At 46.6% G+C, this 11,407-nt stretch carries 12 protein-coding genes; 8 read left to right on the top strand and 4 right to left on the bottom strand.

The genetic code is table 11. The annotated features are described in order from the left end of the window. Positions 1-25: 25 nt before the first annotated feature. A complete protein-coding gene (locus FVR03_RS22595; protein WP_255474366.1) occupies positions 26-1,096 on the bottom strand; it encodes a Gfo/Idh/MocA family oxidoreductase in 1,071 nt (356 codons plus the stop codon). A gap of 221 nt (positions 1,097-1,317) precedes the next feature. On the opposite strand from FVR03_RS22595, the gene FVR03_RS22590 reads away from it, so the two are divergent. Next, the gene (locus FVR03_RS22590; RefSeq protein WP_147924052.1) at positions 1,318-1,758 is read left to right on the top strand and encodes a hypothetical protein; all 441 of its coding nucleotides are present in this window, start codon (positions 1,318-1,320) and stop codon (positions 1,756-1,758) included. Between the two features lie 77 nt (positions 1,759-1,835). Next, a complete protein-coding gene (locus FVR03_RS22585) occupies positions 1,836-2,039 on the top strand; it encodes a YwbE family protein (protein ID WP_147924051.1) in 204 nt (67 codons plus the stop codon). A gap of 913 nt (positions 2,040-2,952) precedes the next feature. Here the strand turns inward: FVR03_RS22585 and radC are convergent. After that, the gene (gene radC / locus FVR03_RS22580) at positions 2,953-3,678 is read right to left on the bottom strand and encodes a RadC family protein (protein WP_147924050.1); all 726 of its coding nucleotides are present in this window, start codon (positions 3,676-3,678) and stop codon (positions 2,953-2,955) included. Positions 3,679-3,838: 160 nt separating this feature from the next. Between radC and FVR03_RS22575 the strand changes: the two genes are divergently transcribed. The 4 genes from FVR03_RS22575 to uvsE all read left to right on the top strand — a co-directional run bounded on the left by FVR03_RS22575 (position 3,839) and on the right by uvsE (position 7,848). Then, positions 3,839-5,062 (top strand): metallophosphoesterase, encoded by a 1,224-nt coding sequence (locus FVR03_RS22575; RefSeq protein WP_255474365.1) that lies wholly within the window; start codon positions 3,839-3,841, stop codon positions 5,060-5,062. A 346-nt stretch (positions 5,063-5,408) separates the two neighbouring features. Continuing rightward, positions 5,409-6,059 carry a hypothetical protein gene (locus tag FVR03_RS22570; protein ID WP_147924048.1) on the top strand — a complete coding sequence of 217 codons (651 nt, stop codon included), beginning with the start codon at positions 5,409-5,411 and terminating at the stop codon, positions 6,057-6,059. 227 nt (positions 6,060-6,286) lie between these two features. Then, the gene (locus FVR03_RS22565; RefSeq protein ID WP_255474364.1) at positions 6,287-6,892 is read left to right on the top strand and encodes a carboxypeptidase-like regulatory domain-containing protein; all 606 of its coding nucleotides are present in this window, start codon (positions 6,287-6,289) and stop codon (positions 6,890-6,892) included. A gap of 65 nt (positions 6,893-6,957) precedes the next feature. Next, positions 6,958-7,848, top strand: coding sequence for a UV DNA damage repair endonuclease UvsE (uvsE, locus tag FVR03_RS22560; protein WP_147924046.1), 891 nt, complete (start codon positions 6,958-6,960; stop codon positions 7,846-7,848). Between the two features lie 175 nt (positions 7,849-8,023). Here uvsE and FVR03_RS22555 read toward each other — a convergent pair whose 3' ends face one another. Next, positions 8,024-8,521 (bottom strand): DUF4112 domain-containing protein, encoded by a 498-nt coding sequence (locus FVR03_RS22555; protein WP_147924045.1) that lies wholly within the window; start codon positions 8,519-8,521, stop codon positions 8,024-8,026. A 93-nt stretch (positions 8,522-8,614) separates the two neighbouring features. After that, positions 8,615-8,905: a hypothetical protein gene (locus FVR03_RS22550; RefSeq protein WP_147924044.1), complete on the bottom strand. Its 291-nt coding sequence runs from the start codon at positions 8,903-8,905 to the stop codon at positions 8,615-8,617. Between the two features lie 401 nt (positions 8,906-9,306). On the opposite strand from FVR03_RS22550, the gene FVR03_RS22545 reads away from it, so the two are divergent. Next, positions 9,307-10,134, top strand: a complete 828-nt coding sequence (locus tag FVR03_RS22545) for a sialate O-acetylesterase (RefSeq protein WP_147924043.1) — start codon at positions 9,307-9,309, stop codon at positions 10,132-10,134. Positions 10,135-10,271: 137 nt separating this feature from the next. Further along, positions 10,272-11,153, top strand: coding sequence for a polysaccharide deacetylase family protein (locus tag FVR03_RS22540; protein ID WP_147924042.1), 882 nt, complete (start codon positions 10,272-10,274; stop codon positions 11,151-11,153). Positions 11,154-11,407 lie beyond the last annotated feature (254 nt).

The raw sequence follows: 11,407 nt of genomic DNA, 5'->3' as shown, positions 1-11,407 counted from the left end.
TTCTTTTTAGGTCAAGGGTAGGTAATTAGCTAAAGGAGATGGTTCGCTTTTCCTGGCTGCTTTGGATGGCGAGTTCTATAACGCGGATGATGTTGCGCGCCTGCTCCGGCTTTATCTCCAGTTCTTCCTCTCCTACCAGCGCGTTATACAGGTTCTGGTAAAAGCCCTTGTAATGGCCGCGTTCGCTTTCTATTTTGCCCAGCAAGTGCAGGCCCTGGTAATCGGTATTGAGGCGGCCCCAGAGTTCTTCCGGCTCTTTGCCCCATTCATCTTCTGGCATATTAGTTGGCAAAATACCCGCAACCAGCGTTTCTTCCTGCACATCGAGGCCGTACTTCAGAAAAGAGCCCTGGTCACCCAGCAAGGTGTAGCGCGGCCCTGCCTCTCGCACCAGCATACCGGCACGCAACGTAACCCGCAGGTCCGGGTACTGCAGCATTAGCCTGAAATTATCGATTACCCGACCACCTTCACGCTGAATTTTTAGTTGGCAGGAAAGCTCCTGCGGCAGGCCAAAGAGACAAAGCGCCTGATCTATTAAGTGAGAGCCAAGGTCGTAGAGCATGCCGGTGCCGGGCAGGTTTTCTTCTTTCCAGGTATCAGGCTTCAGGAAGTTTCGGAACCGGTCGAAATGTGCCTCGTACTCCACCAGGTTGCCTAGCAGGCCACTGTTTATTACTTTTCTTACGGTTTTAAAGTCACTGTCCCAGCGGCGGTTCTGAAAAGCGGTAATTATTCTTTGCTGATCCTTGGCCAGTTGTATCAGTTCATCGGCTTCTGCGGTGGTGGTCGTAAACGGCTTCTCTACCACTACATGCTTACCCGCCAATATCGCCTGTTTCGCCAGTTCAAAGTGTGTATGGCTCGATGAGGCAACTACCACCAGATCGATGGTTGCGTCCTGCAAAATAGCATCGGAGTGGTTTACAATCTGTGCTTCAGGATAGCGGACCTGTGCTATCTTTATATTTTCAGGACGCGTTTCTCTTATCTTCTTCAGGTTGAAACCTTCTATTAAAGTCAGAAAAGGTGCCTGGAATACCCTCCCCGATAGTCCGAAACCAATAAGCCCTACATTAAAACTTGTCTTCATCATTTTTTCAGCTTTAGCCACTACAGCTGGTAAATTAGAAATTAATCACCAAAAATCATGAAACCGAGCTTTAAGAGAACACCATTTCAGTTGTAATAAGACAAATAGAGCTAGAGACGCAGCAGGTATGGGTGTAAATATTTTCACATTTTAATTACAGAAATTTGCATCCAAAAGTAATTTAATCTTAACTTATAGCATTAAATTACTAAATACCTTGTTCTATGGCTAAACATTATACCCATATCTTACTGTTCTGCTTCCTTTCTCTTTTTTCAGCGAATAATTTATTTGCCTTTGAATTACAAAAATTAATAGAAATAACAAACAAACGCGGTGAGCTACAGATTTGCAACGGCGATTTAAGCGATATTTTTACTTCCTATGACCACAGCACCTCTGTTCCTGAAATTTACTTTGAAGACCTGCGGATTTCTAAAGTAGACAAGCTGTTTTACCTGTTCGCAAAAGAACAGAACAGCACCAACGCCTATGCTTTCCCGCTGTGCCGGTACAAGGGCGCACTTTTATTAGATACTTCTGCAGAAGTTTGCGTAACAGCCAAAGGAGAAGCGGCACTAAGAGCTGCCATTCTGAGCGGCGACCATAGCAACCCGGACTTACAAACGCTCACGGCCACGCACTTTCCAAAAGAAAACCTATAGCAATCGCCACTCCGGTTTACATTTAATCTAATACTCGTACCTTTGTCAGGAGTACCTACTGCCATACCTCCTACCCCATGAACGGAACAAGAAGAGCTGACATAAAACCAGGTTTGTTTGTAGCCATTGTCTTAAAAGAAGACCAACGCACCGGCGACCTGACCCAAGGCTATGTAAAAGACATTCTGACCAACTCCAGCAACCATCCCCACGGCATAAAAGTGCGTCTGGAAACCGGTGAAGTGGGCCGTGTGAAGGAGATTCTGGAAGAAGAGGATTGAAGTAAAGAGTTTTATCAAGGCAGGATGTAAGCGTAAAGTAAGCTTCTCAATTCTACTTTCTCATCACTTTTGTCATCTTGTAAAGATCTTGTGGGCGAGATCCTTTAGCATAGGCTACGGGCCTGGTAGTCTGAGTTCGCATAGCTGCTGTTCTCTCTTTGACTGTAGCAGGTTGTTGGTTCATTGCCTGAGTCTCTGTTCTTTTTGTCTTGATACAAAAAGAACCAACGAAAATCAAGAAAATAAAAATCGAGGGCCCCTTCCCCCACTCGCTGAACGCTCTTTAAAGAGGGCCCCTTCCCCCGACAGTTTATTTTCAAGCTGTGCACCTGGCTAATGCTGTTGCTCCGTTGTTAGCTGCCGCAATAAATAGAAGAGAGCTACCGCACAACTAAAATTATTCTAATGAAAATGGCCTCCCAAAGGATTTTCAGAAGAAATGTTCTAAGGGTGAATCCACCATTTCACTTTTGTACACCTGGCATTGACCCGGGAACATGAAAGTTATAACAACCTCTTCAAAAAACTCATAACTTTTAACTCTTAACTAACTGATGTTACGCACATTTATCAGGGAACCTCCTTTAAATTGGTTCTAATACTCTTTGCAATAGTTTTCTTCGATGCCCTTATCCCTGCATGTTCCATTGTTTTGCTCCGAGCGCTCATGGCCGCGGGGCCCCGTTCTCGGGCATCGCGCTGCTGCATCTTTCCTGCCAGGGGTGCAGGGGCCCCTTTTAGGCTCGCTGGCGCTCAGGCTGCCTGCGGCACCGGAAACATGCAAAGGCGCTCAACCCAAGAACTGGAAATTTGATGTTCTTAGTGGAGGCTAAAGCGACAGCGACTGTTTGGAGTTGCCCTGGAAATAATATTTTTATGCTGGTCGCATTAGTGCGTAACATCAGTTAACTAGCTAAAGAATGCCCTCATCTGCAAAGCTGTAGTAGTCGTTGTCGGTAAAAATGATGTGGTCTAAAATCGGGAGATCGAGCAGTGTGCCGGCCTCTTTCATTTTTTTGGTAAGCGAGATATCAGCAGCACTTGGCTTTAGGTTGCCCGACGGGTGGTTGTGCACCAGAATAACCGAACTGGCGAGTTGCTCCAGCGCCTTCTTAAAAATAATTTTAGGGTCTGCCACCGTGCCTGCCACTCCCCCGGTGCTAATCGCCTCCTTCCGCATTACAATATTGGCACGGTTCAGCAGAATAATCCAGAACTCTTCGTGGGGCAGGTCGAGCAGTTGCGGCTTTATGTAGTTATAGATGTCGGTGGAGCACGTAATGCGGGTCTTGGCGCTTGCCAGGGTTTCTTTTCTTCTGCGGCCAAGTTCCAGGGCACTCACAATAGAAATAGCCTTTGCCTCTCCTATGCCTTTGTGCTTTTTCAGGTCGTTTACCGATAGCTTTGCCAGCTCGTTCAGATCGTTGTTCACAGCAGCTAAAATGAGCTTGGCTACATCTACAGCCGTTAGCTTCGGAGTGCCGGAACCGATTAAAATGGCGATTAATTCGGCATCGCTGAGGGCTGCTTTGCCTTTGAGCAACAGTTTCTCGCGTGGTCTGTCTTCTTCGGCCCATCCTTTTATGTTGAGCGCTGGCTGGTAGCTGGAGTTATCTGCTATTTCGGCACGTTCTTCCATATTCGGTACATAATTTGATTATAGAGGTAAAGCTTTTCACCTTCTGTACGTTAACATAGGCAGTGGGTAAAATTTTATTTGCAATAATTAACCTCCAACGTTTTAACAATAGCCTGCCACTTAACTAAACCGGGCTATAGACACACATACTATGCAACGCATGTTTTCTTTAGGAATAATCTTTTTACTCTTATTTTTAATTGACCTTTACGTTTTTCAGGCTATAAAAACGGTTTCACAGGCGCTGTCGCCTACTACACAAAGGGTTTTATATGTTCTTTACTGGTCTGTTTTTGTAATTACCATTGTCACCATTCTGCTGGCAACCAATACCAGCCGCTCCGAAATGAGCCCCGCCAAAATGTATCTGGCCAGCACGCTCTTCGGTATTTTTGCTTCTAAGCTGGTCGTGGTGCTCTTTCTGCTCACCGATGATGCCGTGCGAATCGGAAAAATTGTCTGGAACACTGCCAGTAGTGACGCTCCTTTCGACGCCTCCCGAAACAAATTTTTAAGCCAGATGGGGCTGGTGGTAGCAGCACTACCCTTTTCGGCTTTTATATATGGTATGGTAAAAGGCGCCTACGATTACCGGGTAAAGCGCATTACGCTTAAGTTCCCGAACCTCCCCAAGGCGTTCGATGGGTACAAGATGCTACAGATATCGGACCTGCATACGGGCAGTTTTGTAACAACAGTTCCGCTAAAAGAGGCGGTAAGCCTGATAAACAAGCAGGAGGCCGACCTGGTATTTTTTACCGGTGACCTGGTAAACAACATGGCCGTAGAACTGGAGAGCCACCTGGACACGCTGAAGGATATCAAAGCAAAATCAGGAGTGTTTTCGGTGCTGGGCAACCACGACTATGGCGATTATGTGCAGTGGGAAACACCTGAAAGTAAACGGCAAAACCTCCAGACACTTATTTCCGCGCAGGGAAAAATGGGCTGGCAGATACTCCTGAATGAAAACCGCCTGATAGAGAAAGACGGTGAACAAATAGCGGTGCTTGGTGTGGAGAACTGGGGCAACAGAGCAGGTTTCCCGAAATACGGCGATTTAAGCAAAGCGCATCGAGGCACCGAACATATCCCCTTTAAAGTACTTCTCTCGCACGACCCGTCGCACTGGGACGGCCAGATAAACCAATCCTTTCCAGACATAGACCTGACTTTGGCGGGGCATACGCATGGCATGCAGTTTGGCGTAAACATACCTGGCTGGAAATGGAGCCCTGTGCAGTATGTGTACAAGCAGTGGGCCGGACTTTACCAAAAAGGCAAACAGTATTTATATGTAAACACCGGCTTAGGTTTTTTAGGCTACCCGGGTCGCGTAGGTTTTCTGCCCGAAATTACGGTGTTTGAACTCAGAAGAGCTTAGGTTTTAAATTTTTTATTATGAAGAGGCAGCTGCAAAGCTGCCTCTTTTATTTTCAATAGTACAATTCCTCACAATTTATTTTACCAGCCAAATAACGCCTGCCACTTATAAAACTGATATAAAAATCCTTTTTATCTGTTAAAATAACTACAGTTAAACCTACAATACACCGGCCTTTTAATCAAAATAATTATATTCTATAACAAAACAGGCTGTTGATTATTTTAAACCAAAAAATCAGCTGCCCGTAAAATTTAGCAGCAACACAAATTAATTTATTACAATTAAAGCTAATTTGTGTCAGTCATTTTTTAAGTTGATAAGATCATAAGTAAAACATACTATTATGAAAAAGACATTGTATTCCATCTGCTGCGCGAGTGCGCTCCTTTTTGCTTCTTGTACCGAAGATCGTGGAACAACAGCAGAAGTAGCAGATGCTAATGAGAATGAACAAGTAAACCAGAACCACCTGAACACTTCTGAAAACCAGACAATAGCAAGTACAGGTGGTTTCGAGGCCAACACCGAAGAAGCCCATTTAGAACGTTCGCAGGAAATTTCGTCTAAAATGGCCGCAGACCTGAAGCTGGACAAAACAACCAAAGAGAAAGTAGCCTCAATCTTTTATGAGCGCGATAAAATGCTCGGCGATATAGACGAGTCTTATAACGTAAGTGCTACGAACCGTATGGGTGGTCAGGCCGAAGCCGAAGTAGACGGATCTGCCACGGCACCTACGCAGAACAATAATGCTGGCAACATGCCAGAAGCAAATGAAAATAACGCAGAACTGACTCAAATGCGCAGCACCATTATAGAGGATGCTGATAAAGATCTGCGTGCGGCCTTAACAGCTGAGCAGTTTAAGAAATTTGAAGATAACCGCTCTAACTACGACCACGTATCGCATAAGTCTGAAGCGAGCAGCGTTAGCGACGACAAAATAAAAACAAAGGATATAGGAGATAAAACGGAAGTGAAACCTAGAAATTAATACAGTTTCATTCTACTTTTTCCTCAGAAAGCCTGTGGCAGTTGTTGCCACAGGCTTTCTTTAGTTAGCATAAGACCATAATCGGTTTAAAGGAATAGTTTAGATTCGAAATACTTTTTTGTTAATTTTGGCGTAATATCTCATATTCATAGGTATATTAACTGGCAGGTTAGTTTTTGAAGTACATGCTCCGACATCCTTTATTTTACTTTTTTTGTATTTTACTTTTGTTAGGTAGCATACAGGCTTCTGCCCAAAAAAGCGTACGTGTAAGTGGCACTATTTTGCAGCCAGATAAATCTACCCCAATTCCTGGAGCCAGCGTTCAGCGCGTAGGGTATACCACAGGTGTGGTATCTGATGAAAAAGGCACTTTCCTGATAGACATTGACCAGCAGGATACCCTTCTGATACGGGCAATCGGTTACAAATCTATTCTGTACCTGCCCCGCAACCTGCCTGTGTCGGAGCTGCGGGTTAGCATTGTGATGCAGGAAGATAGTGTGATGCTGGGCGAGGTGGAGGTAACCAACCGGCCATCGCAGGAAATGATTGAGCGCGCCATCCGAAACATGAAGCGCCCGGACCCCAATTACGTTAAAAACCCCTCTTATAAACCACCTGTAGACATTCCGCCGCCTGCACCGGCAGCAGCCCCTTCTATTACCAGCCCTATCTCTATGCTATATGAGATGTTCTCGAAAGAAGGAAAACAGAAGGCGAAGCTGCAGCAGATACTGACGGAACTGGAGATGGAGCGCATTCTGAAGGAGGCCCAGCAGGAAAGAGAAGAGTACAACCGCCTTTTTAAAGACAATCGCGGCTATAAATAGCTGCGTTTGTTCATCAAAACTGGCAGCGCCATCGTAAGGATACCTTGTTAGCAACTTGTATTTTTATGAAAATCGGTTATCCCTGCATCAACGAAAGCCTCGACTGTACCTCCTCCAGAACCTTTAGGCTGGCCTCTTACTCAGAAGATCGCCTGATTACTACCGTAGAACAGAACCTGGCTTGCCTACGCCGCATACTCGAATACAATGTAGCACATGGCCTGCTATTTTTCAGGCTTACTTCCGGACTGGTGCCTTTCGCCTCGCACGCCATAAATACCTACAACTGGCAAGAACATTTCCAGATGACTTTCCGGCGGCTGGGCGAGTACATCAGGAACAACAACATGCGCATATCTATGCACCCCGACCAGTTTGTGGTGCTTAACTCGCCAAACGAGCAGACCGTACGCAACAGCATTGCCGAACTGGTATACCAGGGCAGTATTCTCGACCTGATGGGGCTCGACTCAACCGCCAAGTTACAGATACACGGTGGTGGCGCTTACGGCGACAAAACTTCTGCTCTTAACCGCTTTGCCGAAGTATACCACACCATGCTGCCCGAAGCTGTAAAAGCTCGCCTGTGCGTTGAAAACGACGACCGCACCTACAGCTTGCAGGATTGCCTGGTGCTGCACGAAATGACCGGCATGCCCATCATCTTCGACAATTTTCATCATGAATGTTTAGGAAATGGCGAACCCATGGCCGAGGCTGTAGAAATGGCAGCCAGCACCTGGCAAGCCAAAGACGGCCTGCTCATGATGGACTACAGCTCACAGGCACCCGGCGAGCGCAAAGGCAAGCACGTGCAACACATTGAAAAAGAGCTCTTCCACGATTTCCTGACCGTTACCGAAGGCCTCGACATGGACCTGATGCTCGAAATAAAAGACAAAGAAGCAAGCGCCCTGCAAGCCCTGGAAATTGCCAGAGCCCTGGGCCGGATGTAAGCTGCTACAGATCGTTGCCTCCTGACTTCCATCTCTCCCAGAGCTACTAAGGCAAGTAACATCACAGCAGATCATCTTTTGTTGAAGCCTTCCGCCCAACTCAAATTATTCAGATGAAAAATGCCTTCAGAAGCCTTAAACACCTATTTCGATCCAAGGGCTCTGTATGGTATTTCTACAGGTATTCGCCTAGCATGCGGTAAGACCAGGCAATGATTTGCCACATCAGCCAGATCATGACTACGGTAATGAGCAACACTGCTACTAACACACCCATCACAATGCCTTTGCCGCTGCCCTGGTATTTGCCTTGCTCATAATGGCTGCGCAGCATCTTTACATTGCGCTCATTGGCTTTGTAGGCGAAGTCGAAAATATTGCCCAGCAGCGGAATACTGCCAATAATGGCATCCATGGCGGAGTTCAGCAGCATTAGCGTAACCAATTTACCGCTGGCACCATGCCGGGCCATGGTCATAATCAGCAGTGCCGATACAACAAAAGAGGCCAGATCGCCAACTCCCGGAAACAGCCCCAGCAGCGGGTCCAGACCAAAGCGCCAGTTCGTACCCGGAAACCGGAACTGGTTATCCATTACCTTGGTCATACGGTCTACCCACTTCAGCTTTTCGGAGTGAGGCGTACGGGAATATCTTATGTTAAGCTCAGCCATACGCCTTATACGGGCATCAGCAGCTAAAGCAACGGCAGCTACGAAAAAGCGATGGCGCAATAGCTGCCACTACCAAAGGTTGCTTCTGCTGTACTACCCTTTTTTACCCTTTGCTTTACCAGGTTGCTTTTTAGACGTAGCCGAACCTTTTTTCTTTGTATGGCCAGGGTTAGTTGTGTTTGGGTAATGCGGGTTATTTGTGTTCTTGTACCAGCCTTTGTGCAAGCCATTATCTTTTGCACTACCGCCTGCACGCGCATTGCGGCCATCTTCCAGAATTATAACTTTGCCGTTGCTTCCGGTTTGCTTTCTGGAAGAAGAACAGGAGGCGATGGTCGTTGCCAGCATGAGCACAAATAAACTCTTCAATAAAAGGTATCTCATAAAATAAATATTTAATTTTTCTGGATGCAGCTTTAAAACCATGCCAAAAAAGCACATGCGTTTTGAAAACATATTAACCTTAAAGTTCAGCTGAATGATCTATAGACGCTAATAAGCTGCTTTTTAATTCGCTACTGAATGAAGCAAACTAACAAATGTTCATTTCCTAAGATTAGATTGCCCCTGTTCCTGAAGTCAGGTAGTGGGTAGTGCAGCATCAGCAATGGCAAAACCAAAGGAGACAGTACATCGTACATGTACTACTTTCTATATAGCAAATGTCATAGCCACTTATAACTCCATGTATTTCAACTAAATACACAAGCTTAATAATACTTTTCGGTTTTTCTGCCACCGGCATTTTTCTGCTACATCATCTTTTCCATAAACATTAGAACGAAATGAAATATTTAAACGCTTGTAAATTAGTATTCCTATTTAGCTTTTTCCTGATTTTTAGTGCCTGCAAAGACGATAACACGTCTCCTGGCGAGCAAGTAGATGTGCATATCATTATGGGCCAGTCGAACAGCTTAGGCGTTGGCCATGCCTACCAGTTGCCCAAAGAAATGCGCGAGCCGCAAGATAGCTGCTATATCTTTAATAAAGCGAGTGGTAAATATGAAATTATTCAGGCAGGCGTAAACACACAGTCACAGGAGGGCATGTTTGGGCCTGTAGTAAAAGCGGCACAGTTGCTCCGCGACCACCAGAAGAAGGAGGTTTACTTTATAGTGGTAGGCTTCGGAAACTCGCAGCTCTTTAAATCGAACGAGTCCGAAATTCAAGACTGGCACCCGGAATCCAACGAACTACTGCCTTTTGCAAAAAGCGAAATAGAAAGAGCCCGAAAAGCACTCGAAGCATCAGGGAAAACACCTGTATTTAAAACCTTAAGCTGGTGGCAGGGCGAAGCAGACGGCACCTACTCCGAAAAAGCAAACGTTTACCTCGAAAACGAAACTGCCTTTTTTGCCGCTCTGGACCAGGTGAGTTACCTGGCAAACACCAAACGCATAATTTTCAAGGTTTTTGAAGACGTAGCCGCTATGCCACATGGCCATGTTGTGAATACCGCCAAAATTAAACGCGCCTCAACCGACTCTCGCACCGTTTCCATTATCGAAACGAATAGCTACGACCGCATTCCGCAAGACAAGCTGCATGCCACAGCCAAAGGCCAGTTGCAGGCCGGCACCGACCTGTTTAACGCCATTAAGAAACTATAGGAGGCAAATTATTTAAATAAAAATGGCCTCCAGAAGGTTTTTCTGAGGATTTGGGTCGAGGGATACAGCATAAATTGGCGGCAGAAAATAGCTGGTTAAGATTGAATATATTGCGCACTTCCAGAAGGTACCGGATTATGTTTAAATCGAAAGCTTTTTTTGCCGCTGCAGCACCTATAAAATTGCTTGCGAGCCTGGTGTGGCTCTGTTTTTCCTGTAACTCCGCTCCTACGCAGGAGCCAGACAAAGCTGCAGCTCCGGCCACCACCTCTCCTGATACTGCGTATGCTGCCGCTCTACCTGCACCTGCACTCGCCGATGCAGCCACCATACTAGCCCGCCGGCAGGTGCCGGTTCTGTGTTACCACCAGATACGGGAGTGGCAGCCCAGCGACTCCGAAGCTGCCAAAGCGTATATTGTGCCTCCTGCCCGATTTCAGGAACAGCTACAGCTACTCGCCGACAGTGGCTACCACACCATTTTGCCCGATCAGTTACTGGCTTATCTCACCACAGGTGCCCCCTTACCACCCAAACCTATTATGCTCACCTTCGACGACACGAACCTGAGCCAATACACTGTTGCCGCACCGGAGCTGGAAAGGCATGGCTATAAAGGCGTGTTCTTCATTATGACGGTTTCCTTAGGCAGGCCCCGCTACATGAGCCGGGCACAGGTAAAGGAGCTGGCACAAGCAGGCCACGTTATCGGGTCGCATACCTGGGATCATCAAAATGTAAAGAAATACCAGCCACAGGACTGGATTACCCAGATAGAGAAACCAACCCGGCAACTGGAAGAGATTACCGGCACCCCAATTACGTACTTTGCTTACCCCTTCGGGCTCTGGAACCCAGCCGCCATACCCGAACTTAAAAGCAGAGGCATGGCTGCAGCCTTTCAACTGGCTGGCAAACCCGATGAGCAGGAGCCACTCTACACCATCAGGCGCATTATCGCGAGCGGCTACTGGAGCCCGCAGTCGCTGCACCAGAACATGGTCAACAGCTTCGATTAAACCCAAAAGTTCTGCTTCTGCTGCCACTACGGGAATACCGCAATTAGCAACAGAAGCAGAACTTTTGGGTTTAGGACAGCAGAACCTTCAACGAGCCAAATTATTCAAATAAAAATGCCCTCCAGAAGAACAAAACGCTGATTTTGGTCGAGGGTTTAATTGGCCTGCGCCAGCATTTTTTTGAGTTTGATGACTTCGATGCCGGCATCTATCACCGATCCTACACCGTGCTTCTCGTTCGGGCGGGCGGGGCG

This window comes from Pontibacter qinzhouensis (genome assembly GCF_008017455.1).
In the GTDB taxonomy this organism is placed as follows: domain Bacteria; phylum Bacteroidota; class Bacteroidia; order Cytophagales; family Hymenobacteraceae; genus Pontibacter; species Pontibacter qinzhouensis.
The sequence above is the reverse complement of the archived record's forward strand: the minus strand, read 5'-3'. Positions and strand labels throughout refer to the sequence as shown.